28 protein-coding genes are annotated in these 25,677 nt (G+C 69.0%); all 28 read left to right on the top strand.

What is annotated here, in order from left to right; all coding sequences use genetic code 11:
• The first annotated feature begins 15 nt into the window (after window positions 1-15).
• Complete coding sequence (gene tuf, locus QK288_RS01315; RefSeq protein WP_281266017.1) at window positions 16-1,203, top strand: elongation factor Tu; 1,188 nt, start codon at window positions 16-18, stop codon at window positions 1,201-1,203.
• Between the two features lie 174 nt (window positions 1,204-1,377).
• Window positions 1,378-1,629, top strand: coding sequence for an antitoxin (locus tag QK288_RS01310; protein ID WP_281266016.1), 252 nt, complete (start codon window positions 1,378-1,380; stop codon window positions 1,627-1,629).
• A 257-nt stretch (window positions 1,630-1,886) separates the two neighbouring features.
• Window positions 1,887-10,406 carry an isopeptide-forming domain-containing fimbrial protein gene (locus QK288_RS01305; RefSeq protein WP_281266015.1) on the top strand — a complete coding sequence of 2,840 codons (8,520 nt, stop codon included), beginning with the start codon at window positions 1,887-1,889 and terminating at the stop codon, window positions 10,404-10,406.
• A gap of 194 nt (window positions 10,407-10,600) precedes the next feature.
• Complete coding sequence (locus tag QK288_RS01300; RefSeq protein ID WP_281266014.1) at window positions 10,601-11,578, top strand: DNA topoisomerase IB; 978 nt, start codon at window positions 10,601-10,603, stop codon at window positions 11,576-11,578.
• Window positions 11,579-11,670: 92 nt separating this feature from the next.
• Window positions 11,671-12,498, top strand: coding sequence for a DarT ssDNA thymidine ADP-ribosyltransferase family protein (locus tag QK288_RS01295; protein ID WP_281266013.1), 828 nt, complete (start codon window positions 11,671-11,673; stop codon window positions 12,496-12,498).
• Window positions 12,499-13,098: 600 nt separating this feature from the next.
• Window positions 13,099-13,407: a 30S ribosomal protein S10 gene (rpsJ, locus tag QK288_RS01290; RefSeq protein ID WP_017885534.1), complete on the top strand. Its 309-nt coding sequence runs from the start codon at window positions 13,099-13,101 to the stop codon at window positions 13,405-13,407.
• A gap of 13 nt (window positions 13,408-13,420) precedes the next feature.
• On the top strand, window positions 13,421-14,077 hold the full coding sequence (gene rplC, locus QK288_RS01285; RefSeq protein WP_281266012.1) for a 50S ribosomal protein L3: 657 nt from the start codon (window positions 13,421-13,423) through the stop codon (window positions 14,075-14,077).
• Between the two features lie 2 nt (window positions 14,078-14,079).
• Window positions 14,080-14,739: a 50S ribosomal protein L4 gene (gene rplD, locus QK288_RS01280; RefSeq protein WP_281266011.1), complete on the top strand. Its 660-nt coding sequence runs from the start codon at window positions 14,080-14,082 to the stop codon at window positions 14,737-14,739.
• A complete protein-coding gene (gene rplW / locus QK288_RS01275) occupies window positions 14,736-15,035 on the top strand; it encodes a 50S ribosomal protein L23 (protein ID WP_111009849.1) in 300 nt (99 codons plus the stop codon). The genes rplD and rplW overlap by 4 nt, the downstream gene beginning before the upstream one ends.
• Window positions 15,036-15,054: 19 nt before the next feature.
• A complete protein-coding gene (gene rplB / locus QK288_RS01270) occupies window positions 15,055-15,894 on the top strand; it encodes a 50S ribosomal protein L2 (protein WP_281266010.1) in 840 nt (279 codons plus the stop codon).
• A gap of 11 nt (window positions 15,895-15,905) precedes the next feature.
• Window positions 15,906-16,187 carry a 30S ribosomal protein S19 gene (gene rpsS, locus QK288_RS01265; RefSeq protein ID WP_017885529.1) on the top strand — a complete coding sequence of 94 codons (282 nt, stop codon included), beginning with the start codon at window positions 15,906-15,908 and terminating at the stop codon, window positions 16,185-16,187.
• Between the two features lie 25 nt (window positions 16,188-16,212).
• Window positions 16,213-16,608 carry a 50S ribosomal protein L22 gene (gene rplV / locus QK288_RS01260; protein ID WP_123654823.1) on the top strand — a complete coding sequence of 132 codons (396 nt, stop codon included), beginning with the start codon at window positions 16,213-16,215 and terminating at the stop codon, window positions 16,606-16,608.
• Window positions 16,608-17,423 carry a 30S ribosomal protein S3 gene (rpsC, locus tag QK288_RS01255; RefSeq protein WP_281266009.1) on the top strand — a complete coding sequence of 272 codons (816 nt, stop codon included), beginning with the start codon at window positions 16,608-16,610 and terminating at the stop codon, window positions 17,421-17,423. Before rplV ends, rpsC begins: the two co-directional genes overlap by 1 nt.
• Before the next feature lie 2 nt (window positions 17,424-17,425).
• Entirely contained in the window at window positions 17,426-17,845 is a 420-nt protein-coding gene (gene rplP / locus QK288_RS01250) for a 50S ribosomal protein L16 (RefSeq protein WP_123654821.1), read from the top strand.
• Window positions 17,845-18,165, top strand: a complete 321-nt coding sequence (gene rpmC / locus QK288_RS01245; RefSeq protein WP_281266008.1) for a 50S ribosomal protein L29 — start codon at window positions 17,845-17,847, stop codon at window positions 18,163-18,165. The genes rplP and rpmC overlap by 1 nt, the downstream gene beginning before the upstream one ends.
• Window positions 18,165-18,449, top strand: a complete 285-nt coding sequence (rpsQ, locus tag QK288_RS01240; RefSeq protein WP_071276754.1) for a 30S ribosomal protein S17 — start codon at window positions 18,165-18,167, stop codon at window positions 18,447-18,449. Before rpmC ends, rpsQ begins: the two co-directional genes overlap by 1 nt.
• A gap of 35 nt (window positions 18,450-18,484) precedes the next feature.
• Window positions 18,485-18,853: a 50S ribosomal protein L14 gene (rplN, locus tag QK288_RS01235; protein WP_071299494.1), complete on the top strand. Its 369-nt coding sequence runs from the start codon at window positions 18,485-18,487 to the stop codon at window positions 18,851-18,853.
• A gap of 3 nt (window positions 18,854-18,856) precedes the next feature.
• Entirely contained in the window at window positions 18,857-19,216 is a 360-nt protein-coding gene (gene rplX / locus QK288_RS01230) for a 50S ribosomal protein L24 (protein WP_144760603.1), read from the top strand.
• Window positions 19,216-19,806, top strand: a complete 591-nt coding sequence (gene rplE / locus QK288_RS01225; protein ID WP_281266007.1) for a 50S ribosomal protein L5 — start codon at window positions 19,216-19,218, stop codon at window positions 19,804-19,806. The genes rplX and rplE overlap by 1 nt, the downstream gene beginning before the upstream one ends.
• A 153-nt stretch (window positions 19,807-19,959) precedes the next feature.
• A complete protein-coding gene (gene rpsH, locus QK288_RS01220; RefSeq protein ID WP_281266006.1) occupies window positions 19,960-20,358 on the top strand; it encodes a 30S ribosomal protein S8 in 399 nt (132 codons plus the stop codon).
• 6 nt (window positions 20,359-20,364) lie between these two features.
• Window positions 20,365-20,901, top strand: coding sequence for a 50S ribosomal protein L6 (gene rplF, locus QK288_RS01215; protein WP_281266005.1), 537 nt, complete (start codon window positions 20,365-20,367; stop codon window positions 20,899-20,901).
• Window positions 20,902-20,903: 2 nt separating this feature from the next.
• The gene (rplR, locus tag QK288_RS01210; protein WP_281266004.1) at window positions 20,904-21,281 is read left to right on the top strand and encodes a 50S ribosomal protein L18; all 378 of its coding nucleotides are present in this window, start codon (window positions 20,904-20,906) and stop codon (window positions 21,279-21,281) included.
• The gene (gene rpsE, locus QK288_RS01205) at window positions 21,278-22,093 is read left to right on the top strand and encodes a 30S ribosomal protein S5 (RefSeq protein ID WP_281266003.1); all 816 of its coding nucleotides are present in this window, start codon (window positions 21,278-21,280) and stop codon (window positions 22,091-22,093) included. Before rplR ends, rpsE begins: the two co-directional genes overlap by 4 nt.
• On the top strand, window positions 22,093-22,278 hold the full coding sequence (gene rpmD / locus QK288_RS01200) for a 50S ribosomal protein L30 (protein WP_082517835.1): 186 nt from the start codon (window positions 22,093-22,095) through the stop codon (window positions 22,276-22,278). The genes rpsE and rpmD overlap by 1 nt, the downstream gene beginning before the upstream one ends.
• On the top strand, window positions 22,275-22,739 hold the full coding sequence (gene rplO, locus QK288_RS01195; RefSeq protein WP_281266002.1) for a 50S ribosomal protein L15: 465 nt from the start codon (window positions 22,275-22,277) through the stop codon (window positions 22,737-22,739). Before rpmD ends, rplO begins: the two co-directional genes overlap by 4 nt.
• Before the next feature lie 177 nt (window positions 22,740-22,916).
• Window positions 22,917-24,239, top strand: a complete 1,323-nt coding sequence (gene secY / locus QK288_RS01190) for a preprotein translocase subunit SecY (protein ID WP_281266001.1) — start codon at window positions 22,917-22,919, stop codon at window positions 24,237-24,239.
• Window positions 24,236-24,826, top strand: coding sequence for an adenylate kinase (locus QK288_RS01185; RefSeq protein ID WP_281266000.1), 591 nt, complete (start codon window positions 24,236-24,238; stop codon window positions 24,824-24,826). The genes secY and QK288_RS01185 overlap by 4 nt, the downstream gene beginning before the upstream one ends.
• Window positions 24,827-24,833: 7 nt before the next feature.
• A complete protein-coding gene (gene map, locus QK288_RS01180) occupies window positions 24,834-25,667 on the top strand; it encodes a type I methionyl aminopeptidase (protein ID WP_281265999.1) in 834 nt (277 codons plus the stop codon).
• Window positions 25,668-25,677: the final 10 nt, after the last annotated feature.

The following is a 25,677-nucleotide window of genomic DNA, read 5'->3' as shown; positions in this document are numbered from 1 at the left end:
TGAGGAGGACCCACAGTGGCCAAGGCCAAGTTCGAGCGCACCAAGCCGCACGTCAACATCGGAACCATCGGTCACGTCGACCACGGCAAGACCACGCTCACGGCGGCGATCACCAAGGTTCTGCACGACCAGTACCCGGACCTCAACGAGGCCCGTGACTTCGCTCAGATCGACAACGCTCCCGAAGAGCGCCAGCGCGGCATCACGATCAACATCTCGCACGTCGAGTACCAGACCGACAAGCGCCACTACGCGCACGTCGACGCTCCTGGTCACGCCGACTACGTGAAGAACATGATCACCGGTGCGGCCCAGATGGACGGCGCGATCCTCGTGGTCGCCGCCACCGACGGTCCCATGCCCCAGACGCGTGAGCACGTGCTGCTCGCTCGCCAGGTCGGCGTGCCGTACATCGTCGTCGCGCTGAACAAGTCCGACATGGTCGACGACGAGGAGATCCTGGAGCTCGTCGAGCTCGAGGTCCGTGAGCTCCTCGGCTCGCAGGAGTTCGACGAGGACGCACCCGTCGTGCAGGTCTCGGCGCTCAAGGCGCTCGAGGGCGACGAGAAGTGGGTCAAGTCCGTCCAGGACCTCATGGCCCAGGTCGACGAGCACGTGCCGGACCCGGTGCGCGCCACCGACCAGCCCTTCCTCATGCCGATCGAGGACGTCTTCACGATCACCGGTCGTGGCACCGTCGTCACCGGTCGCGTCGAGCGCGGCGAGCTGGACCTCAACTCCGAGGTCGAGATCGTCGGCATCAAGCCGACCCAGAAGACCACGGTCACGGGCATCGAGATGTTCCGCAAGCTGCTCGACAAGGCAGTCGCCGGTGACAACACCGGTCTGCTCATCCGTGGCCTCAAGCGTGAGGACGTGGAGCGCGGCCAGGTCGTCGTGAAGCCGGGTTCGGTCACGCCGCACACCGAGTTCACCGCGAACGCGTACATCCTGAACAAGGAAGAGGGCGGTCGTCACAACCCGTTCTACGCGAACTACCGTCCGCAGTTCTACTTCCGCACCACGGACGTCACCGGCGTCATCACGCTGCCCGAGGGCACCGAGATGGTCATGCCCGGCGACACCGTCGCGATGACGGTCGAGCTGATCCAGCCGATCGCCATGGAAGAGGGCCTCCGGTTCGCCATCCGTGAGGGTGGTCGTACGGTCGGCGCCGGCACGGTCGAGAAGATCATCAAGTAACGCTCGTTCCTTGCGTCAGCGGGGTCGGACCTTCGGGTCCGGCCCCGCTTTCGTCGTTGCCGGGACGGTGCTGCGTGCTGCGGACAGATCGCGCACGGTCGGGCAACATGTCTCGCAAGCGGCCGGACCACCCGGCCATCGGATGGCCGGGACCCCGGCCGACAGGGAGGCACCATGGCCGGCTTCGACGACATCCAGAAGAACGTCTCCGCGAGGGCGCAGGAGGTCACCGACAAGGCGAAGGCCTTCGTCGACGAGAACAAGGACAAGATCGAGGAGGCCGTCAGGAGCGAGAAGGTGGAAGAGGTCTCGGACAAGATCATCCACGGGCTCGCGGACGGCCTGAAGAAGGTCACCGGCGGGAAGTTCGACGACAAGATCGACGACGCCGCCGCGAACGTCGACAAGCACGTCGGCAACGAGTAGCCCCGCGCCGACTCCTGCGACCCCACACCCGTCCGGCTCTCGCCGGGCGGGTGTTCGCGTCCCTCGGACGGCGGACAACGGTGTACCCCGATCTGGGTGCATCGGTCCGTCTGCATGCTCGATACCGTGGAGTCGCGGGACCGCCCTGGGTGCCGCGGTGACCCGAACACCCCCTTCACGCTGCTCGGCCCTGCCCGGTCGACGGCGCGGTCTGCTGTGCCTCGCGTCATCCGACGACGACTCGGGAGCACTCTCCGATGCGACTGTCCCTCCTGCCCGCACGCCCCCGATCCGTGGCGATGGCGGTGGTGATCGCCCTGGTGACCGGGCTCCTCGCGGTGTTCGCGATCGCGCAGCCCGCATCGGCGGCCTCGACGGTCACCGTGACCGCGAAGGCCGACGACTCGGTCCTGAGCGGGGCGCCGGCGACGGTGACGCTCACGGCGAAGAACACCGCCGACGCCTCCGGGGGGACGGACCTCTACAACCTCGGGTACTCGTACACGCTGCCGGCCGGCGTGACCTACGTCGCGGGCAAGGCGACGGCGGACGGCACGGCGCTCCCGGATCCGAGCACGACGACCCTCGCCGACGGCGGAACGCTCCTCGTCTTCTCGAACGTGTCCGACCTGGTCTCGGGCGACCAGAAGTCGATCGCGTTCCAGGTCACCGCGTCCGACACGGTCTTCCCGGTGGGCACGTCGTTCACCGGCACGGCGCAGATCGCCGTCAACAGCGACGCACGCAACATCCCGACGTTCGACGCCACCGGGGCTCCGGCGACGAACACGTCGAACTCGGCGACGGCGACCTCGAACCCGACGTCGATCTCCGCGATCCGCATCACGAAGGCGGAGGGCAGCCCCGAGAACGAGCTCGTCCGCGGCGTCCACGACCACCCGACGGTGTACACGCTCACCGTGCAGAACACCGCGACGGCTCCGAGCACGGACGTCACGGTGACGGACCTCCTGCCGGCGGGGCTGGAGTTCCTCGGCTGCGGCACGATCGACAACACGACCTCGGGGCCCGAGTACGAGGGTGCGCCGTCGCTGCAGTCCGCCACGGCGGCCGGCGCCACGGGCGAGTGGGACCAGAGCGCCTGCCTGACGCCGCAGAGCGTGACCACGGTGGACGACGTCGCGGGACAGAACGGCAAGGTCTTCACGAAGGTCGTCTGGTCGATCCCGACGCTGACGAACACCCCCGTCACCATCAAGTACCTCGCCGCCGTGCCGCTGTTCGAGAACACCATGTCGTTCAGCGGGCAGGGCACGGGCAAGCCCGCCGGGGCCGTGTCGGCACCGGCCGCCACCGACCTGCACGACGAGGCGAACCTCGACAACAACAACGGCCCCTCGACCCGTCAGGACACCGCAGACACCACGTCGAACGGCCGCGGGCAGGAGAACACCGTCGTCGCCGCCGGGACCTACACGGGCAAGGTCGGCGGGACGGCGACCTCGGCACAGTCCGCGAGCGCCGCACTCACCGTCGAGGCGATGGACCTCGCCGTGGCGAAGTCGGTCACCACGCCGGCCGATGGCTCCTTCGCGGCCGGCAAGTTCGCGACCTACTCGCTGGACGTGCGGGCGAGCGAGTACGAGTCGTCGGCGGGCATCACGTTCACCGACACGCTCGGCGACGGACTCTGCCCCGCGTTCCCGACTGGTACGCCCACCACGGGGACCTTCCCCGCGGACTGCACGCTCTCGATGAACGCGTCGCTGAACCAGCAGATGACGAACGCCACCGTCGACCGTGTCGCGTACGACTCGGCCACGGGGAAGTTCACGATCTCGTTCCACATCGCGGACATGGCGGCAGACGGCGTGACGACCGTCCGCTACCAGGCGCTCATGCGGACCACCTACTCGGTCACGGGCTCCGGCGGGCCGACGTCCGCCGGTGACTCGTTCGACAACACGGTCGCGATGACGGGCACCTCCACCGGTGTCCACGGCGACAGCGGCGACACGAAGGTGGTCGACGACTCCCGTGCGTCCATCACGTCGAAGGCGCCGGTGATCTCGAAGTCCGTCCTGCCGCGGAGCGCGAGCGACGGCGTGACGAGCTCCGCCGACTGCACCGCCGACGGCCGGCCCGGCTCCTATGTGACTGCCACCCCGAGCGACGCCTTCCAGCTCGGGGACCTGGTCTGCTTCAAGCTGCAGGTGGACTTCCCGGCCGGCGTGCAGAGCCGCAACGCGACGATCACCGACATGCTCCCCGTGCACACCACGGCCGGCAGCAGCTGGGCCGAGGACACCGACTGGTCCTACGGGACGGAGAGCACGGTCCCGGAGTCGGACGTCGCCCTGAAGTCCTCGTCGTCGACGATGGGCGCGTTCGCGATCGGGCACACGGTCTCCGGCGCGAGCGGCACGTACGTGGACGGTGACACCGACGGTGCACGGGTCGTGCTCTACGTCGCCGCGCGCATCACCTCGCAGGGCTCGAGCGCGACGAAGGTCGACCTCGCCGACAACCTCATGAAGGTCGCCCAGCAGAACACCGCCGGCGCCGTGACGAGTCTCCGCACCTCGGTCGGCTACGCCGTGGCCGGGACGCCCACCGCGACCCTCGCGAAGGACATCGTCGACGCCAGCGGTGCGGTCACGAACCCGTCGACGACGACCGAGGGCGCGACGCTGCACTACCGCCTGACCGTCGGCAACGAGCCCGCGACGGGCACCAGCGCGGCCATCGGCGACGTCACCGTGTGGGACGCGCTCCCGGCCGGCGTCGAGTGTGCTGCCGTCGCGGCGATCTCGGACGACGGAGCCTGCGGTCCGGCTCCGACCGGCGCCGCGTCGCAGTACGCGTCCTCGCGCTACCTCCGCTGGACGATCTCCTCGATCGACGCCGCTGCCACGAAGGCGCTGACGTACGACCTGACCGTGCCGACCCCGGGGTACGTCGGCACGGCGTACGCCAACACGGCATCGGTCACGAGCTTCACGACCACGACGAACGCGGACACGACGACCACCTGGATCCCGGAGAAGACCGCTGGGAGCACCTTCACCGCGACGCCGGCGGCAGGGCAGGGGACTGCGCCGAACGCCGATGCCTCGCGAGCCGTGTCGATCCCGGCCGTGGCGGTCGAGAAGCGCGGCGGCGCGGTCGCCGACTCCACGACGAACCTCTCCGGTGACACCGCGGCGCCCGGCCAGGGCGTGACGTACACCTACTCCGCCACCGTCCCGGCGCACACCAGCGTCGGCAACGGCGCGCTCAGCGACCCGTTGCCGCCCGACGTCTCGACGACGTCCGCGAGCAGCTGGACCCTGACCTTCCCGGACGGCGGCACGATCACCGTGCCGGCTTCGGCGCAGTCCACCGACGTCGACGGGACCTACGCCGGGCAGACCTACACGCTGACCGGGACGGGGAACGCGCTCGGCGCCGGTGCCGTCGTCTTCCCCGAGACCTTCGACAACGCCGAGGACTCGAACGCGATCTTCTCCGTGACCGCATCCGGGCTCGTGGTGACGAAGGGGGTCGGGAAGTACGACGCGTCCGGTACCGCCCCCGGCACGGTCACGAACACGGCGACGTTCTCGTCGAAGCCGGCCGACGGTACCCCGTCGACGAGCACCGCCGCGAGGACGATCGCGGTCCAGCCCCCGCAGGTCGGCATCACGAAGACCAACAACCTGGGCGGCCGGACGGTCGCCGGTCGGGACACCGTGACGTGGACGCTGACGGCGAAGAACACCGCGTCCACCGCGGACGCGCGGTCGACCGTGATCGCGGACTGCTTCCCCGACGACCTCACCCTCACGAGCAGCTCGCGTGCGGAGAGCACGCCGACGAGCGCGCAGCGGAGCGCACTGGGCTCCTGTCCGACCGGCACCACGCTGCACACGTGGTCGGTGGGCACCCTGGCCGCCGCCGGCGGCTCCGCGACGATCACCGTCACCGCGACGGTGGGGACGGCCGCCCCCGCCGGACGGCAGTACGTGAACACCGCCAGGGTCCTCGCGTCCAGCCTCGACACCGACTACGCCACGGCGAACACGTCGTTCGTCCAGGTCGCGACCACGACGAACACCGTGACCGTGTCCGGACCGTCCATCGCGAAGACGCTCACCGCGCCGACGTGGAACGCCACGACCGGGGCCGGCACGGGGACCGCGACGACGAACCCCGCGAACAAGAACGCGCTCCCGATCCGCGCGGGCGACACCGCGACCTACCGCATCACCGCGACCGTCCCGGCGAACGTCGCGATGTACGACGGCCGGATCACGGACACCCTGCCGAAGGGCATGACGGCGGTCGGGACCCCGATCGCGACCGCGAGCGACTCCTCGGTCACCGTCACCCCATCGGTCGCGTCCGGGACCGTCACGGTGCGGATCTCCGACATCGCGTCGGGGCTCGGCGCACCGCTGACGATCACGGTCGACGTCCGGGTGCGGGTCGGTGCCGGTCAGTCGTCTGGCACCGCCTACTCGAACACGGCGAAGCTCGCCTACGACCGGACGGCGAAGGGTGCCGAGCCGACCGACGCATCGACGACGTCGAACCAGGCGAACGCGACCGCGGTGACCCCGTCCCTCGCGATCGCGAAGTCGGCGACGGTGGCCGGGCAGACCACGACCACCGCGAAGGCCGAGCCGGGCCAGGACATCACCTACGCGGTGACGGTCTCGAGCTCCGGTTCGCCCGCGTACGGCACGAGCGTCACCGACTGCGTGCCGGACGGCATCGTGGTCGACCCCGCACGGATCTCCGGCGGCGGCATGCTCAGTACCGATGCGAAGTGCGGCGGCGGTGTCATCACCTGGCCCAGCACGACCTTCGGCACCGGTTCCAGGACCACGTACACGTACCACGCCGTGCTCGCCGAGGACGCGGAGCTGACCGGCAACGCCCTGGTGAACACCGCCTCGACGGGCACCTACACCTCGCTCTCGGACGGTGACGGCGGCTCGTACGGCCCCACCACCGCGAGCGCGTCGGTGACCCCGTCGTTCCCGTCCGTCGCCGTGGCGAAGTCGAACGACACCGCCGGCGGCCTGTCCTACATCGGCGTCCCGTCGGACTTCACGGTGACGTTCACGAACACCGGCAGTGCCGCGACCTCCGTCGCCGCGCGAGACGTCCTGCCCGACGGGTGGACCTACGACGCCGGCAGCTCGACGACCGCCAGGAACGGAGGCGCCAGCACGGCAGCTCCCGACCCGTCGGTGGCCGGGACCACGCTCACCTGGGCGGACCTCGGGGCACTCGGGACGAACGAGACCCTGACCCTGCACTACCGCGCGACCCCGACGACGGCCGCCGCGACCGCGGCGGGCACGGCCACGAAGCACACGAACCACGTCACCGCGACGATCACGGACGCCTCCGGCGGCACCGGGTACGACGGCGGCGCCGGCTCGTTCACCACCTACCCGAAGCAGCAGGACGGCACGAAGGGGACCGACGCGACCGCGACCGCCTCGATCGCCGCGGCCGACCTGTCGATCGCCAAGAAGGCGACGACCGCGGACGTCGTGGCCGGCGCGACCACGGCGAAGGCCTGGACGATCGTGGTCACGAACACCGGCGGGGACGCCGCTCACGGCACGACCGTGGTGGACACCGTCGCCGGGCTCCCGGACGGTGCCACGCTTCGGTTCTCCGGGTCGGGCTGGACGTGCACGACGACCGGCACGGACGAGCAGACCTGCGTCAACGGCGCCGTGGTCGCGTCGGGCTCGGCGTTCCCGGAGCTCGACGTCGCACTGACGCTGCCCGCCGACGCCCCGCTCACCGCGATCCGCAACAGCGCGACGATCCACCAGGGCACCGGCCAGACCTTCGACCCGAACGACGCGAACGACTCCGACTCGGCGAGCACCACCCCGGTCGCGATCGCGGACCTCGCGATCACGAAGACGGCAGCAGCCGATCGGTTCACCGCCGGTGGGACCGCGACGTGGACCCTCTCGGTGCAGAACGTCCGTGACCCGGCCGAGCAGAGCGTCTCCGACGCCCGCGGCACCGTCACCGTGACCGACACGCTGCCGAGCACCGTGCGGCTCGAGCAGGCGACCGTCGCGGACGACAGCGGGTGGACGTGCGACACCGACGGCAACACCCTGACCTGCACCCGTGACGGCCTGGCGAACGGGACGACCGCACCGCCGATCACCGTCACGGCGACGGTGCAGCCGGACACGACGGCGTCGCAGACGATCGCGAACACCGCCCGCGTCGCCGTCGACCCGTCGACGACCGACCCGAAGGCGTCGAACGACGTCAGCAACACGAGTACCCCGGTCGACGACACCACCTCGCTGACGATCGCGAAGGCGTTCTCGAGCGACCGCCTCGTGGCGGGCGAGCCGGCGGACTGGACCATCACGGTCCGGAACACCGGCACGGCAGACGCGCGGAAGGTCGTCGTGACCGACGCGCTCGAGTCGGGGACGAGCCTCCAGGGCGGGTCCCAGACCGACGGCGACTGGACGTGCACGTCGGACGACACGGTCTCCTGCGTGCTCGACGGCACCCTGCGTGCCGGGACGACGTCGTCGTTCACCATCACGGTGACGACGCCTGCCGACCTCTCCGGCACCCTCGCGAACACGGCCGTGGTGCGCTCGGACAACGCGGCCACACAGACCGCGAGCACCTCGAGCGCCGCGACGCAGACGGTCGGACTGCGGGTCACGAAGACCGCGGACGTCCAGTCGGTCGACGCCGGTGAGGACGTCACCTACACGATCCAGGTCGCGAACCCGGACGGGCCGTCGGACCTGCCGGCGGGCGACGCGACCACCCCGAGCGTCCGCGTGCAGGACACGCTGCCGGTCGGCGTCGAGTACGTCGGGCTGACCGACGGGACCGCCGCGCACTGGACCGTGGAGTCGAACGTCGACGGCGTCCTGACCCTCGTGAGCACCGACGGCATCGCCGCTGGTGCGACCGATCCGGACACCATCGGCGTCGTGGTGCACGTCCCCGCCTCGTTCCGTGGCTCGTCCATCGTGAACACCGCCACCGCCGCGCCGGTCACCGCGAAGGGGGAGACCGCGCACGACGACGCGACCGTCGACGTCACCACCTCCGCGGACCTGTCGATCACGAAGACCAGGACCAGCGCGGCCACGGCCGACGCCGGCACGGACGTGACCTACGACGTGACCGTGACGAACGCCGGCCCCTCGGACGCCCAGCGCGTCACGTGGACCGACACGGTTCCGGCCGGGATGACCGTGACCGCGGTCACCACGGACGACGACGCGTGGGAACAGGGCGTCGACCCGACCACCTGGTCCACCGGCACGCTCGCATCCGGTGCGTCCGCCACGTTCCACGTGACGGCGGCGATCGCCTCGGGGACGCCTGCCGGCACGCTCCGGAACACGGCGACGGTCTCGTCGGGGACGGACGACCCCGACCCCTCGGACGACACCGCGGGGGCCGACGTCGACGTGACCACGCACGCCGCGCTGACGCTGTCGAAGACGCCGGTCGACCGGACCGGGTCGACGGACCGTTCCAAGACGACCACCGCCGGCGGCCAGCAGGTCTGGTACCTGCAGGTGCGCAACGAGGGACCGTCCGACGAGCAGCCGGACACCGTCGTCACCGACCAGCTGCCGGAGGGCATGCGGTTCGTGGCCGCGGAGTCCGACGGTGCGGTCTGGACGTGTGACGGCACCACGGACACCACCGTCGTGACGTGCACGCTGGGGTCGACCGTCGTGGCGGGTACCGACGCGCCGGGACTCTGGCTGACCACGGCGATCGCGTCTGGCTACACGGCCGGTGCGATCGAGAACCGCGCGGCGATCACCGCGCAGGGCACGCCGGAGCCGATCGGGACGAACGGTGGGACCGCGGTGGCCCCGCTGCCCGTCGCCGCCGTGGCGAACGTCCAGATCAGCATCGGGCACAGCGGGAAGGCCGTGATCGGGAAGGACCTGCCCGAGACGGTGCAGGTCCGGAACGCCGGGCTCTCCGACGCGGCGGCCGTCACCGCGACCTACACGTTGCCGAAGGGCCTGACGTACGTCTCGACCGAGGCGGATCCGGCCTGGACGGTCACCGGGGTCGTCACGAACGCCGACGGCAGCACGACGGTGTCGTTCGCGCTGAGCGGCACGCTGCCGGCCGGCACGCTGGCGCCGGCGATCACGGTGCACCAGACGCCGACCGCTGCTGCCTACCCCGGCGTCACGCCGACGGCGACGGTCGCGACGACGACCACCGAGACGACGCTGGCGGACAACGACGCCGACGACGAGCTCGCGGTCCAGCCGCTCTCGAGCCTCTCCGTGACGAAGACGCACACCGCCGAGCTGGTCCGCGGGAGCACGGTCGGGTACACGATCACGGTCAGGAACGCCGGGCCCACCGAGGACCCCGGTCCCGTCGTGGTCACCGACCCACTGCCGACGGGACTGTCCTTCGTGAGCGTCGACGACCGCGCCGTCACCTGCACGACGGGCTCGACGGTGTCCTGCACGCTCGACGAGCCGCTCGCCAGCGGTGACCGGATCGCGATCCAGCTGACCGTCCGGGTCGCCGCGGACGCCCCCGACCGCATCACCAACGTCGCGACCGTCCGGTCCGCGACGACGCAGGTGACCGGTGCGGTCGCGACGGATCCGCTCCGCGCGAGCGACCCGGCTCCGGTCCGCGCCGACCCGCAGCCCGGTGCGCTCGCGTTCACCGGTGCGGCGGGCCTGGGACTCGGTGGAGCGCTCGCGTTGCTCGCGCTCACGGTCGGCCTGCTGCTGCTCCTGATCCGCCGCCGACGCGACGCACGGTGACCGAGCGGCGGGCGGTGACCGAGCGGCGGGCGGCGACCGCCTGACGGACGGGAGGACCGGTGCACGCCCGCACCGGTCCTCCCGTCCGTCGTCGGTCGCCACCACCTCGTCTGCCGGTGGGATCCGCCGGGTCGCGGTGCGCGATCCGTCGCTTCCTGCTGCCCTGCTGAGGCGGGTCGTGTTTGCTCGGAGGGGTGACACGCCTCCGCAGATCCGCGACCAACGGTCGTGGCTACCACCGCGTCCGCTCGGGCAAGGGCTTCTCGTACCGCGACCCCGACGGGCAGACCGTGACGGACCCCGGTGTCCGGCAGCGCCTCGAGGACCTCGTCGTGCCGCCGGCGTGGGAGGACGTCTGGATCTCGCCGTACGACAACGGCCACGTCCTCGCCACCGGCATCGACGCGGTCGGACGGCGGCAGTACATGTACCACCCGTCCTGGCGCGAGCGGATGGACCGCATCAAGTACGACCGGGCGCTCGCCCTGGCGGAGTCGCTCCCGAGCGCACGCCGCGGTGTCACCCTCGACCTGCGACGCCCCGAGCCGGATCGGCGACGCGCGCTCGCTGCGGCGTTCCGGATGCTCGACCAGGGATCGCTGCGGGTGGGGTCGGAACGGTACGCGTCCGAGCACGGCAGCCGTGGTCTCTCCACGTTGCTCTGTGCGCACGCGCACGTGTCCGGTGACGACATCGAGCTCTCCTTCCCCGGCAAGAGCGGGCAGGAGTGGTCGTCGTCCATCCACGACGCCGACCTGTCGAGCGTGATCGCCGGGATGAAGCGACGCGGACCAACGGCGCGGCTGCTGTCCTTCCGTCCGACCAGGGGAGCCGACTGGGAGCCGCTGTCGGCCGAGGACATCAACGCCTACGTCAAGGAGCGTGCAGGCGACGAGTTCACCGCGAAGGACTTCCGCACGCTGCACGGCACGGTCGCGGCGGCGATCGACCTGGCGGAGACCGGGCCGCAGTCCAGCGAGACGAAGCGGAAGCGTGCGGTGTCGCACGCGGTCAAGGCGGCGAGCGAGGTCCTCGGCAACACCCCGACGGTGGCCAGGCAGAGCTACGTCGACCCCCGCCTGCTCGACGCGTACGAGCACGGCGAGACCATCGATCCGAAGCGCGAGCACGCCGCGGAGTCCGAGGTCCGGGCGCTGCTCTACCGCCAATGACCTGCATCGGTGCCGCGACGCGTCCGGGATGACGTAGCGTTGACCCTCGTGCCGTCCCACCCCCACGCGGCACGGAAGGACCCACATCAGTCGTGACCGACGAGTGCATCCACGGATTCCCCACCGAACTCTGCGACATCTGCGCGCCTCGACAGCGCGAGGTGCCGGACGTCCCCAAGGCCCCTGCGCCGCGGCGCACCCGCGTCAGCACCTCGCTGCGGTCGACCCCCGGCGGTTCGCCCGCCCGCGCGAAGGCGACCGCGCTGCGCACCGCTGAGCCGGACATGCCGGCCGCCCGGGTCTTCGGCGCCCTGCGCGCACACCACGTGACCCACATCGACAACTTCGACGGGATCGTCGCGGACGGGGCGATCCTCGCGTCCGACGCGGTCACACCGTCCTACGACATCAGCGCCCCTGCTGCCCGCGCGGCCCGCGCGGCGGCGACCGCTCCCGACGGGTCGAGCGTCGCCAGCCACGTCCCGTTCTCGCTCTCGCCCGACGGCGCGCGCTGGGACGAGGTCCGACGCGGGGCGCACGACACCGAGCGCTGGTCCGACGCCGCCCGGCACGCCCGTGGCGTCGACTACGTCGTGCTCGTCGTCCCCACCGCCGCCTTCGGTGCATCGGTGATCCTGGCGGACACGGACGCCGACGCCGAGGACGTCCGGTTCGCCGTCGGTCCGGAGGCAGCCGCGAACCTGCTGCGCCGCACGGACCTCACCGACCCGGAGATGCACGGCGTGGAGGTCCTCGCCGGGCCGAGCGTGCCGTTCTCGTCGGTCGCGGTCATCGGCGTGCCGAACGACCGTGCACGCCACGCCGTGAAGGACATCCTGTCCGAGCACGGCGGGCACGTCCCGCGCGTCGCGGTCTTCCCGCCGTGGTTCGTGCCGCCGGTCGTCCCCGACGAGGACTGACCCGAGCACCCCGGCTGCCCATCGCGCCCCCTCACGAACACCGCACCCCGCCACACCGGGGCGCGATGTCCGGGAGGGGGCGCGACGCATGTCGGCGGGGTCGTCCGATGCGTCTCGGGACGTGCGCTGCGGGGCGGACGCGAGCCGGGCCTCCAGGCCGGTGGATCCGCGGCAGACCGGGGAAGTACGCTGGTCTCGACACGCCCGGGGAAACGCGACACGCCCGGGTTGCACGGAACCCCGGGCTATGGGAGACTTGTCCGGTTCCGAAATTCCCGGGGCGTTCGCGCCCCGAAGGATCACTGCACTGGCAGTGCACAACCCCCCTGTCCAGCAGGGCTGGGTTGGGCCGCAGGCAGCAGAACACATCGAAGCCCCACAACGTGACGGACACCCGTGTCCTTCAGCAGGGGTGGCGATACGTCCACGCGGGCCGTCGTGTGCAACACGGCATGACCGTCCGCGCGGTTGACAGGAGAACAGCGGTCATCCCCAGCGGATGCGTCCGGTGATTCACGCAAACAGCCAGGTCCGCACAGGGCGGAACCCGGCGGCGTCAGGCGGCCCGAGGGTGCGCGGCGCAGAGAGGACAGAGAACACATGGCGGGACAGAAGATCCGCATCCGGCTCAAGTCGTACGACCACGAGGTCATCGACACGTCGGCCCGGAAGATCGTCGACACGGTGACCCGTGCCGGTGCGACCGTGGTCGGCCCGGTGCCGCTCCCCACCGAGAAGAACGTGATCGCAGTGATCCGTTCTCCCCACAAGTACAAGGACTCGCGCGAGCACTTCGAGAAGCGCACGCACAAGCGGGTCATCGACATCGTCGACCCGACGCCGAAGGCCGTCGACTCGCTCATGCGTCTCGACCTCCCGGCCGACGTCAACATCGAGATCAAGCTGTAAGGGGGCTGAACTGATGGCGAACACAACCAAGACCGTCAAGGGCCTCCTCGGCAAGAAGCTCGGGATGACCCAGGTGTGGGACGAGAACAACAAGTTCATCCCCGTCACCGTGATCGAGGTCGGCCCGAACGTGGTCACCCAGATCCGCAACGTGGAGCGCGACGGCTACGAGGCGATCCAGATCGCCGCTGGCCAGATCGACCCCCGCAAGGTGAACAAGCCGGCCGCTGGCCACTTCGAGGCCGCCGGGGTCACCCCGCGCCGCACCCTCACCGAGATCCGCACGTCGGACGCGGGCGAGTACACGCTGGGCCAGGAGCTCACCGTCGACGCCACGTTCGAAGCCGGCGCGAAGGTCGACGTCGTCGGCACGAGCAAGGGCAAGGGCTTCGCGGGTGTCATGAAGCGCCACGGCTTCGCCGGCGTCTCCGCATCGCACGGTGCCCACCGCAACCACCGCAAGCCCGGCTCGATCGGTGCTTCCTCGACCCCGTCGCGTGTCTTCAAGGGCATGCGCATGGCCGGTCGCATGGGTGGAGAGCGCGTGACCGTCCTCAACCTCACGGTGCACGCCGTCGACGCCGAGAAGGGTCTGCTGCTCGTCAAGGGCGCCGTCCCCGGTGCTCGCGGTCGCTCCGTCTTCGTCCGCACCGCCGTGAAGGGTAAGTGATCATGGCCACCACGACTGCAACCACGATCGACGTCCTCGACGTCTCTGGCGTCAAGTCCGGCTCCGTCGAGCTCCCCGCCGAGCTCTTCGACGTCGAGACCAACGTCCCGCTGATCCACCAGGTCGTCACCGCGCAGCGCGCCGCGTCGCGTCAGGGCACCCACAAGACCAAGAACCGCGGCGAGGTCCGCGGTGCTGGTCGCAAGCCGTTCAAGCAGAAGGGCACCGGCCGCGCCCGTCAGGGTTCGGTGCGTGCTCCCGAGCACACCGGCGGTGGCGTCGTCCACGGACCGACCCCGCGCGACTACTCGCAGCGCACCCCGAAGAAGATGATCGCCGCTGCGCTGCTCGGCTCGCTCTCGGACCGTGCCCGCGGTGGCCGTATCTCCGCTGTGGAGGGCTTCGTCGCGGCCGAGGTGCCGTCGACCAAGACCGCCCGCACGCTCCTCGAGAAGGTCGCGCCCGTCAAGAACGTGCTCGTCGTGCTCGAGTCGGACGACGAGCTCACGCTCAAGTCGATCCGCAACCTGCCGAACGTCCACGCGCTCTCGTACGGCCAGCTGAACGCATACGACGTCCTCGTCTCGGACGCCATCGTCTTCAGCAAGAGCGCCCTCGACGCCTTCATCGCGTCGAAGACCGCGAAGGAGATCTCCGCATGAGCGGCTTCAACAAGGACCCGCGCGACATCATCATCGCGCCCGTCGTGTCGGAGAAGAGCTACGGCCTCATCGACCAGGGCAAGTACACGTTCCTCGTGGACCCCCGCGCGAACAAGACCGAGATCAAGCTCGCCATCGAGAAGATCTTCGACGTCAAGGTCGCCGGCATCAACACGCTGAACCGTCCTGGCAAGACCCGTCGCACGCGTTTCGGCATCGGCAAGCGCAAGGACACCAAGCGCGCCATCGTGACGCTCAAGTCCGGTTCGATCGACATCTTCACGGCTGTCGGCTGAGGACCAGAGGGAAAACATCATGGCTATTCGTAACTACAAGCCGACGACCCCGGGTCGTCGCGGCTCGTCGGTCGCCGACTTCGCCGAGATCACCCGTTCGACGCCGGAGAAGTCCCTGCTTCGTCCGCTGCCGAAGACCGGTGGCCGGAACAGCTCGGGCCGCATCACGACCCGTCACATCGGTGGTGGCCACAAGCGCCAGTACCGCGTGATCGACTTCCGTCGTCACGACAAGGACGGCGTCGACGCCAAGGTCGCGCACATCGAGTACGACCCGAACCGCACGGCGCGCATCGCGCTCCTGCACTTCGTGGACGGCACCAAGCGCTACATCCTCGCGCCGAACAAGCTCAAGCAGGGCGACGTCGTCGAGCAGGGCCCCGGTGCTGACATCAAGCCCGGCAACAACCTGCCGCTGCGCAACATCCCCGTGGGTACGGTCATCCACGCGATCGAGCTCCGCCCCGGTGGCGGCGCCAAGCTCGCGCGTTCGGCCGGCGCCTCGGTGCGTCTCGTCGCCAAGGACGGCCCCTACGCGCAGCTCCGTCTGCCGTCGGGCGAGGTCCGCAACGTCGACGCCCGCTGCCGCGCCACCATCGGCGAGGTCGGCAACGCCGAGCAGTCGAACATCAACTGGGGCAAGGCCGGCCGCATGCGCTGGAAGGGCGTCCGCCCGACCGTGCGTGGTGTCGCGATGAACCCGATCGACCACCCGCACGGTGGTGGTGAGGGCAAGACGTCCGGTGGTCGTCACCCGGTCAGCCCCTGGGGCCAGGCCGAGGGTCGCACGCGCAAGCCGAACAAGCCGAGCGACAAGCTCATCGTCCGTCGCCGTAACGCCGGCAAGAAGCGCAAGTAGGAGTTCAGAAGATGCCACGCAGTCTGAAGAAGGGCCCCTTCGTCGACGAGCACCTGCTTCGCAAGGTCGTCACGCAGAACGAGGCCAACACGAAGAACGTGATCCGGACGTGGTCGCGCCGCTCGATGATCGTCCCGAACATGCTCGGGCACACCATCGCGGTGCACGACGGACGCAAGCACATCCCGGTGTTCGTCACCGAATCGATGGTCGGTCACAAGCTCGGCGAGTTCGCGCCGACCCGTACCTTCCGCGGTCACGTGAAGGACGACAAGAAGGGCCGTCGCCGCTAAGGCGGCGACGCAGAGGAGGAACGAAATGGTGGAGTCGATCGCACGCGTGCGACACATCCGCGTCACGCCTCAGAAGGCCCGTCGCGTCATCGAGCTGATCCGCGGCAAGCAGGCCCACGAGGCGCTCGCCATCCTGAAGTTCGCCCCCCAGGGCGCTTCGGAGCCCGTGTACAAGCTGGTCGCCTCGGCGATCGCCAACGCACGTGTCAAGGCGGACTCGACGAACAGCTTCCTCGACGAGCGCGACCTCTACGTGAGCCGCGTCTTCGTCGACGAAGGCACGACCCTCAAGCGGTTCCAGCCGCGTGCTCAGGGCCGGGCCTTCCGGATCAACAAGCGCACCAGCCACATCACGGTGGTCCTCGCGACCCCTGACGAGGCCGAGGCTGCTGCCGCGACGAGCAAGAAGGCGAGCAAGTAATGGGCCAGAAGGTCAACCCGTACGGCTTCCGCCTCGGGATCACGACGGACCACGTCTCGCACTGGTTCACCGACAGCACGAAGCCGGGTCAGCGCTACGCCGACTACGTCGCCGAGGACATCAAGGTGCGTCAGTACCTGAAGAAGACCCTCGACCGTGCCGGCGTCGCCCGCATCGAGCTCGAGCGCACCCGTGACCGTGTCCGCGTGGACATCCACACGGCGCGTCCTGGCATCGTCATCGGTCGCCGCGGCGCCGAGGCGGAGCGCATCCGTGGCGAGCTCGAGAAGCTCACCAAGAAGCAGATCCAGCTCAACATCCTCGAGGTCAAGAACCCCGAAACCGAGGCCCAGCTCGTCGCGCAGGGCATCGCGGAGCAGCTCTCCGCTCGTGTCGCGTTCCGTCGCGCCATGCGCAAGGGCCTCCAGGGTGCACAGCGCGCCGGTGCCAAGGGTGTCCGCATCCAGGTCGCCGGCCGTCTCGGCGGCGCCGAGATGTCGCGCTCGGAGTTCTACCGCGAGGGCCGCGTGCCCCTGCACACGCTCCGCGCCAACATCGACTACGGCTTCTACGAGGCCCGGACGACGTTCGGTCGCATCGGCGTGAAGGTGTGGATCTACAAGGGCGACATCACGAACAAGGAGCTCGCTCGCGAGCAGGCGAACCAGCGTTCGTCGCGCCCCGAGCGTCGTGGAGGCCCGCGTGGCGACCGCAACGACCGCGGTGACCGTCGTGGCGGCGACCGCGGCGACCGTGGCGGCCGCGAGCAGCAGGCCCCGCAGGACGCGCCGGCCGGCGCAGGAGTTGAGGCGTAACCATGCTTATCCCCCGTCGAGTCAAGCACCGCAAGCAGCACCACCCGAAGCGTTCGGGTCAGGCGACCGGTGGCACCAAGGTCTCCTTCGGTGACTACGGCATCCAGGCCCTGACCCCCGCTTACGTGACCAACCGTCAGATCGAGTCCGCTCGTATCGCCATGACGCGTCACATCAAGCGTGGCGGCAAGGTGTGGATCAACATCTACCCGGACCGTCCGCTCACGAAGAAGCCTGCCGAGACCCGCATGGGTTCCGGTAAGGGTTCCCCCGAGTGGTGGATCGCGAACGTCAAGCCGGGCCGCGTGCTCTTCGAGCTCTCCGGCGTCAGCGAGGACATCGCCCGCGAGGCGTTGACCCGTGCAATTCACAAGCTGCCCCTCAAGGCACGCATCATCAAGCGCGAGGAGGGCGACGCATAATGGCGATCGGTTCCAAGGAGCTCCGTCCGACGGAGCTCGACACGTTCGAGAACGAGCGTCTTGCTGACGAGCTGAAGAAGGCCAAGGAGGAGCTCTTCAACCTCCGCTTCCAGTCGGCCACCGGCCAGCTGGAGAGCCACGGTCGTCTTCGTGCCGTCAAGCGCGACATCGCCCGGATCTACACCGTCCTCCGCGAGCGCGAGCTCGGCATCCGTGCCACCCCCGCGCCCGTCGAGACCGCAACCAAGGCCAAGAAGTCGACGAAGAAGGCTGACAAGCCGGTCGAGTCGACCGAGGCCGAGACCGCCGAGGAGAACTGATGGCGAACGAAGAGAAGGACTCCGCCGCCCTCACCCGCGGCTACCGCAAGACGCGCCGTGGTTACGTGACCAGCGACAAGATGGACAAGACCATCGTCGTCGAGGTCGAGGACCGCGTGAAGCACGCCCTCTACGGCAAGGTCATCCGCCGCACCTCCAAGGTGAAGGCACACGACGAGGCCGGCTCGGCCGGTGTCGGCGACCTCGTCGTGATCAGCGAGACCCGTCCCCTCAGCGCCTCCAAGCGCTGGCGCCTGGTCGAGATCCTCGAGAAGGCCAAGTAGGCCTCGCGGCCCGCTTGCGGAAATAGGAGACAGCAGTGATTCAGCAGGAATCCCGCCTGAAGGTCGCCGACAACACGGGTGCCAAGGAGATCTTGACCATCCGCGTGCTCGGTGGCTCGGGTCGTCGCTACGCCGGTCTCGGTGACGTCATCGTCGCCACGGTGAAGGACGCCATCCCCGGCGGCAACGTGAAGAAGGGTGACGTCGTCAAGGCGGTCATCGTTCGCACCAAGAAGGAGACCCGTCGCAACGACGGCTCCTACATCAAGTTCGACGAGAACGCGGCAGTGATCCTCAAGGCTGACGGCGACCCGCGCGGCACGCGCATCTTCGGTCCGGTCGGTCGCGAGCTTCGTGACAAGAAGTTCATGAAGATCATCTCGCTCGCGCCGGAGGTGCTGTAAGCCATGGCGAACATCAAGAAGGGTGACCTGGTCCAGGTCATCACGGGCGCGACGCAGGAGCGTGGCGGCGACCGTGGCAAGCAGGGCAAGGTCATCGAGGTCCTCACGGACAAGAACCGCGTCGTCGTCGAGGGCGTGAACTTCGTCACGAAGCACGTCCGCGTCGGCCAGACGCAGCGCGGCTCCAAGACCGGCGGCATCGAGCAGCACGAGGCCCCGATCCACGTGTCGAACGTCGCGATCGTCGACCCCAAGACGAAGAAGCCGACCCGCGTCGGTTTCCGCACCGAAGAGGTGGAGAAGGACGGTGTCAAGAAGACCGTCCGAGTCCGCTACGCCAAGAAGTCTGGTGAGAAGCTCTGATGACTGACACGACTGCCGCGACGGCTGACAAGGTCCAGCCGCGCCTGAAGCAGAAGTACAAGAACGAGATCAAGGCGGCGCTGACCGAGCAGTTCGGCTACGCGAACGTCCACCAGGTCCCCGGCCTGGTCAAGGTCGTCGTGAACACCGGTGTCGGCGAGGCAGCTCGCGACTCGAAGATCATCGAGGGGGCCATCAAGGACCTCACGGCGATCACCGGTCAGAAGCCGCAGGTCACGATGGCCCGCAAGTCCATCGCGCAGTTCAAGCTGCGTGAGGGCCAGGCCATCGGCGCGCACGTCACCCTCCGTGGCGACCGCGCGTGGGAGTTCCTGGACCGCCTGCTCTCGCTGGCGCTTCCCCGTATCCGCGACTTCCGTGGTCTCAGCGACCGCCAGTTCGACGGCAACGGCAACTACACCTTCGGTCTCACGGAGCAGAGCATGTTCCACGAGATCGACCAGGACCGCATCGACCGTGTCCGCGGCTTCGACATCACCGTCGTGACCACCGCGAAGACGGACGACGAGGGACGCGCCCTGCTCAAGCAGCTCGGCTTCCCGTTCCGCTCTGCCGAGCAGACGGTCTAAACTACTTCGGGCGCTGCGGGCCGAAGGACTCTCGAGTCCTCCGGCCCGCACGCACGAACACAGACTCCGGGGAATCGCCCTGGAGTCACTCGATCGCTCAGGTCGGCATTCGTGGAACGGGTGTCGAAACCAGGCGAGAAACGGAATCACATCATGACGATGACCGATCCGGTCGCAGACATGCTGACCAGATTGCGGAACGCGAACTCGGCGCACCACGACGCCGTCTCGCTTCCGAGCAGCAAGCTCAAGACCACCATCGCTGACATCCTCAAGCGCGAGGGTTACATCACCGAGTGGAAGGTCGAGGACGCCCGCGTGGGCAAGACCCTCACCATCGAGCTCAAGTACGGCCCCGAGCGCGAGCGTTCGATCGCCGGCATCAAGCGCGTGTCGAAGCCCGGCCTCCGGGTCTACGCGAAGTCGACGGAGATCCCGCAGGTCCTCGGTGGCCTCGGCGTGGCGATCCTGTCCACCTCGTCGGGTCTCCTGACCGACCGCGAAGCCGAGCAGAAGGGCGTGGGTGGGGAAGTCCTCGCCTACGTTTGGTGATCGAACATGTCACGAATCGGACGTCTTCCCATTGACATCCCCGCTGGCGTGACCGTCTCCATCGACGGTCAGAACGTCGCGGTCAAGGGCCCGAAGGGCGAGCTCGCGCTCGTCGTCGCGGAGCCCATCCAGGCGAACGTCGAGGAGAACCAGGTCCTCGTCACCCGCCCGGACGACGAGCGTGAGTCCCGGTCGCTCCACGGCCTGACCCGCACGCTCATCGCGAACCAGATCATCGGCGTCACCCAGGGCTACTCCAAGGGCCTCGAGGTCGTCGGCACCGGTTACCGCGTCCAGGCGAAGGGCTCGAACCTCGAGTTCGCGCTCGGCTACTCCCACTCGATCACGGTCGAGCCGCCGGCGGGCATCAGCTTCGCCGTCGAGGGCAACAACAAGGTCACCGTCAACGGCATCGACAAGCAGGCCGTCGGCGAGGTCGCTGCGAACATCCGCAAGCTGCGGAAGCCCGAGCCCTACAAGGGCAAGGGTGTCCGTTACGCGGGCGAGAACGTGCGCCGCAAGGCCGGAAAGTCAGGTAAGTGATCATGGCTATCGGAACTCGTACCCGAGGCAAGAGCAAGGCGGCTGCCAAGGCCCGTCGCCACAACCGCCTCCGCAAGAAGATCACCGGCACCGAGGCACGTCCGCGTCTCGCCGTCACCCGCTCGGCACGTCACGTGTTCGTGCAGGTCATCGACGACTCCAAGGGTCACACCCTTGCCAGCGCGTCGACGATGGAGGCCGACCTCCGCTCGTTCGACGGCGACAAGACCGCCAAGGCGCGTCGCGTCGGCGAGCTCCTCGCCGAGCGTGCGAAGACCGCCGGTGTCGAAGCCGTCGTGTTCGACCGCGGTGGTAGCAAGTACGCCGGTCGCGTCGCCGCGATCGCCGATGGTGCCCGTGAAGGAGGGCTGAACCTGTGAGCGACATCGCGAACAACAGCAACGCCGAGGAGACCCCGGCCGTCGAGGAGACGACCGAGGCCACCAGCGCTGAGGAGACCACCGAGGCCACCAGCGCCGAGGAGACCAAGTCCACCGACGCCAAGGCGGAGGCTGCTGCCCCCGTCGCCGAGCGTCCGGTCGAGACCGCTGCCGGCTCCGCGTCCAACAACCGCGACTCGGCCGACAACCGTGGCCGTCGTGGTGGCGGTCGTGACCGTCAGCAGGGCCGCGACCGCAACAACCGCGGTGGCGACAGCCAGTTCCTCGAGCGCGTGGTGACCATCAACCGCGTCTCGAAGGTCGTCAAGGGTGGTCGTCGCTTCAGCTTCACGGCGCTCGTCGTCGTGGGTGACGGCAACGGCCTCGTGGGCGTCGGCTACGGCAAGGCCAAGGAGGTCCCCACGGCGATCTCCAAGGGCGTCGAAGAGGCGAAGAAGAACTTCTTCCGCGTCCCGCGCGTCGGCAACACGATCCCGCACCCGGTGCAGGGTGAGGCCGCCGCTGGCGTCGTCCTCCTGCGCCCGGCCGCTGCCGGTACCGGTGTCATCGCCGGTGGTCCGGTCCGCGCCGTGCTCGAGTGCGCCGGCATCCACGACGTCCTGAGCAAGTCGCTCGGTTCGTCGAACACCATCAACATCGTGCACGCCACGGTCGAGGCCCTCAAGCAGCTCGAGGAACCCCGCGCCGTCGCCGCACGTCGTGGCCTCGACGTGGACCACGTCGTGCCGGCTCGCCTCCTGAAGGCCGAGGCGGCAGCACGTGCCGCAGCGACCGAGAAGGCAGGTGCCTGATGGCCATGCTGAAGATCACGCAGACGAAGTCCGTCATCAGCGAGAAGCAGTACCAGCGCGACACGCTCCGCAGCCTGGGTCTCAAGCGCATCGGCCGTACGGTCCTGCGCGAGGACAACTCCCAGAACCGCGGGTACATCGCGACGGTGGCGCACCTCGTGAAGGTCGAGGAGGTCGACGCATGAGCGACGAGAAGAACGAGCGCGTCCAGATCCTGAAGGTGCACCACCTTCGTCCGGCCGCTGGCTCGAAGAAGGACCGCACCCGTGTCGGTCGCGGTGAGGGCTCGAAGGGCAAGACCGCGGGCCGTGGTACCAAGGGCACGAAGGCCCGTTACCAGGTCCGCGTCGGCTTCGAGGGTGGGCAGATGCCGCTGCACATGCGCACCCCGAAGCTCCGCGGGTTCAAGAACCCGTTCCGCGTCGAGTACCAGGTCGTGAACCTGGACAAGCTCGCGGAGCTCTACCCGAACGGTGGCGACGTCACCGTTGCGGACCTGGTCGCCAAGGGCGCCGTCCGCAAGAACGAGAAGGTCAAGGTTCTCGGTCAGGGTGACATCAGCGTGAAGCTCACCGTCACGGTCGACAAGGTCTCGGGCTCCGCCCAGGACAAGATCGTGGCTGCGGGCGGCACCGTCTCCCAGTAGTCCCGTCGGCGGCCCGTGCGTTTGCGCACGGGCCGCCGTTACGGTTTCCTTGATGACAGACCCGGAGCTGGTCGGCCACGTGCCGACGGTCCCGGGTCGCGCGGTCGGCGTCCCGGCCACGGGCGGCCTCGCCCGGCTCGATCGGCAAGACCGGTCCCAGTAGTTCGGAGAGTTCTCGTGTTCAGAGCGGTCGCGCGCATCATGCGCACCCCCGATCTTCGCAAGAAGATCGGCTTCACCCTGGCGATCATCGCGCTGTTCCGGCTCGGGTCGTACATCCCGGCCCCGTACGTGGACTACGCAGCCGTCCAGACCTGCCTCGCGAGCGCATCGTCCTCCGGCGGTCTCTACGACCTGATCAACCTGTTCTCCGGTGGCGCGCTGCTGAAGCTCTCGGTCTTCGCGCTCGGCATCATGCCGTACATCACGTCGTCGATCATCGTGCAGCTCCTGCGCGTCGTGATCCCGCACTTCGACGCCCTCTACAAGGAGGGCCAGACCGGCCAGGCGAAGCTGACGCAGTACACGCGCTACCTCACGATCGCGCTCGGTGTGCTGCAGTCCACCACGCTGATCACGGTGGCCCGTTCCGGCCAGCTCTTCGGCACGAACGCCAGCGCCTCCTGCTCGTCGATCATCTCGAACGACAGCTGGTACGCGATCATGCTCATGGTCGTCACCCTGACCGCCGGTACCGGCCTCATCATGTGGATGGGCGAGCTCGTCACCGAGCGCGGCATCGGCAACGGCATGTCGCTCCTCATCTTCACGTCCATCGCAGCGCAGTTCCCGTCGGCGCTCTGGGCGATCGAGCAGTCGCAGTCGTTCGAGCTGTTCCTGTTCGTCATCCTGGTCGGCCTGGTGATCATGATGGCCGTCGTGTTCGTCGAGCAGTCGCAGCGGCGGATCCCGGTGCAGTACGCCAAGCGCATGGTCGGGCGTCGCACCTACGGCGGCAACAACACGTACATCCCGATCAAGGTGAACATGGCCGGCGTCGTGCCCGTCATCTTCGCCTCGTCGCTGCTCTACCTGCCGGCCCTGATCGCGCAGTTCAACCAGCCCTCCGACGGCTCGGAGCCGGCCGCGTGGGTGACCTGGATCCAGAACAACCTGACCTCGGGTGACAACTGGTTCTACATGGTCCTGTACTTCCTGCTCATCGTCGGGTTCACCTACTTCTACGTCGCGATCACCTTCAACCCCGAAGAGGTCGCCGACAACATGAAGAAGTACGGCGGGTTCATCCCCGGCATCCGTGCCGGTCGTCCCACCGCCGAGTACCTCGACTACGTCCTGACCCGGGTGACGTTGCCCGGCTCGCTCTACCTCGGTCTCATCGCGCTCATCCCGCTGGCAGCACTGGCGCTGTTCGGCGCGAACCAGAACTTCCCGTTCGGTGGCGCGAGCATCCTCATCATCGTGGGTGTCGGTCTCGAGACCGTGAAGCAGATCGACTCGCAGCTGCAGCAACGTCACTACGAAGGGCTTCTCCGTTGAGCGCACGTCTCATCATCGTCGGACCTCCCGGAGCGGGAAAGGGAACCCAGGCCGGCCGCATCGCCGAGTCCTTCGGGATCCCCGCCGTCTCCACCGGTGACATCTTCCGGAAGAACGTCTCGGAAGGCACGCCGCTCGGGGTCCAGGCGAAGGCGATCATGGACGCGGGCGACTACGTCCCGGACTCGCTGACGAACGAGCTCGTGAAGTCCCGCCTCGGCGAGACCGACGCCGAGAGCGGCTTCCTGCTCGACGGCTACCCGCGCACCGTCGGGCAGGTCGAGTACCTCGACGCGCTGCTCGCCGAGCAGGGCACCGGCCTCGACGCCGTCGTGCAGCTCGTCGCCGACCAGGACGAGCTCGTCGGGCGCCTCCTGAAGCGTGCCGAGGACCAGGGCCGCAGCGACGACAACGAGGAGACGATCCGTCGTCGCCAGCAGGTCTACGTCGAGCAGACCGCCCCGATCGTCGCGGCGTACCAGCAGCGCGGTCTCGTGGTCGAGGTCGACGGCCTCGGCGCCATCGACGAGGTCGGCGACCGCATCCAGGCAGCGCTCGCGTCGCGCGGGCTCACCGCCGGCGTCTGACCCCGGCGTGGTCCGTTTCCGCAAGCCCTCGATCTACAAGACGCCCGAGGAACTCCGCGCCATGGTGCGCCCTGGACTCCTCACCGAGGCGGCGCTGGACGCGGTCCGTTCGGCGATCCGACCGGGGGCCACCACGGGCGAGCTCGACGCCATCGCCGAACGGACGATCCGTGACGGCGGCGGCATCCCGAACTTCCAGCTGGTGCCCGGGTACCGCCACACCCTGTGCGTGTCCGTGAACGACGAGATCGTGCACGGCATCCCCGGTGACCGTGTCCTGCAACCGGGCGACATCGTGTCCGTGGACGCGGGCGCCGAGGTCGAGGGCTGGAACGGCGACAGCGCCTTCACCACGGTGGTGCCCGGTGGCGACGCCGGTGTGACCGCGGCGCGCCAGACGCTCTGCGACACGACCGAACGGTCGCTCTGGCACGGCATCGCCGCGCTGGCGCACGCCAAGCACCTCAACGAGGTCGGCGACGCGGTGGAGGACGCCATCGACGAGACCGGCGCCTGGGGCATCGTCGAGGACTACACCGGACACGGCATCGGCCGGTCGATGCACGAGGAACCCCCGGTCTTCAACTACCGCGTCCGTGGCGCGGGCCCCGCTGTCCGTCCCGGGCTGGTGGTCGCGATCGAGCCGATGGTCACCGCCGGCACGATCGACAGCACGACGGACGACGACGAGTGGACGGTCCGGACCCTGGACGGCGCCGACGCGGCGCACTGGGAGCACAGCGTCGCGGTCCACGCGGACGGCATCTGGGTCCTCACGGCCAGCGACGGTGGGGCGGCTGCCCTGGCCCCGCTGGGAGTGACGCCGGTCCCGATCCCGTAAGCCGAGCCTC

The sequence above is a fragment of the Curtobacterium sp. 9128 genome (assembly GCF_900086645.1).
In the GTDB taxonomy this organism is placed as follows: domain Bacteria; phylum Actinomycetota; class Actinomycetes; order Actinomycetales; family Microbacteriaceae; genus Curtobacterium.
This window is presented reverse-complemented; position numbering and strand designations above follow the sequence as displayed.

Coding starts and splice junctions, on each gene's coding strand:
- QK288_RS01310 (WP_281266016.1), top strand. CDS start 1,378: ATGGCCGGCTTCGACGACATCCAGAAGAACGTCTCCGCGAGGGCGCAG.
- QK288_RS01305 (WP_281266015.1), top strand. CDS start 1,887: ATGCGACTGTCCCTCCTGCCCGCACGCCCCCGATCCGTGGCGATGGCG.
- rpsJ (WP_017885534.1), top strand. CDS start 13,099: ATGGCGGGACAGAAGATCCGCATCCGGCTCAAGTCGTACGACCACGAG.
- rplC (WP_281266012.1), top strand. CDS start 13,421: ATGGCGAACACAACCAAGACCGTCAAGGGCCTCCTCGGCAAGAAGCTC.
- rplD (WP_281266011.1), top strand. CDS start 14,080: ATGGCCACCACGACTGCAACCACGATCGACGTCCTCGACGTCTCTGGC.
- rplW (WP_111009849.1), top strand. CDS start 14,736: ATGAGCGGCTTCAACAAGGACCCGCGCGACATCATCATCGCGCCCGTC.
- rplB (WP_281266010.1), top strand. CDS start 15,055: ATGGCTATTCGTAACTACAAGCCGACGACCCCGGGTCGTCGCGGCTCG.
- rpsS (WP_017885529.1), top strand. CDS start 15,906: ATGCCACGCAGTCTGAAGAAGGGCCCCTTCGTCGACGAGCACCTGCTT.
- rplV (WP_123654823.1), top strand. CDS start 16,213: ATGGTGGAGTCGATCGCACGCGTGCGACACATCCGCGTCACGCCTCAG.
- rpsC (WP_281266009.1), top strand. CDS start 16,608: ATGGGCCAGAAGGTCAACCCGTACGGCTTCCGCCTCGGGATCACGACG.
- rplP (WP_123654821.1), top strand. CDS start 17,426: ATGCTTATCCCCCGTCGAGTCAAGCACCGCAAGCAGCACCACCCGAAG.
- rpmC (WP_281266008.1), top strand. CDS start 17,845: ATGGCGATCGGTTCCAAGGAGCTCCGTCCGACGGAGCTCGACACGTTC.
- rpsQ (WP_071276754.1), top strand. CDS start 18,165: ATGGCGAACGAAGAGAAGGACTCCGCCGCCCTCACCCGCGGCTACCGC.
- rplX (WP_144760603.1), top strand. CDS start 18,857: ATGGCGAACATCAAGAAGGGTGACCTGGTCCAGGTCATCACGGGCGCG.
- rplE (WP_281266007.1), top strand. CDS start 19,216: ATGACTGACACGACTGCCGCGACGGCTGACAAGGTCCAGCCGCGCCTG.
- rpsH (WP_281266006.1), top strand. CDS start 19,960: ATGACGATGACCGATCCGGTCGCAGACATGCTGACCAGATTGCGGAAC.
- rplF (WP_281266005.1), top strand. CDS start 20,365: ATGTCACGAATCGGACGTCTTCCCATTGACATCCCCGCTGGCGTGACC.
- rplR (WP_281266004.1), top strand. CDS start 20,904: ATGGCTATCGGAACTCGTACCCGAGGCAAGAGCAAGGCGGCTGCCAAG.
- rpmD (WP_082517835.1), top strand. CDS start 22,093: ATGGCCATGCTGAAGATCACGCAGACGAAGTCCGTCATCAGCGAGAAG.
- rplO (WP_281266002.1), top strand. CDS start 22,275: ATGAGCGACGAGAAGAACGAGCGCGTCCAGATCCTGAAGGTGCACCAC.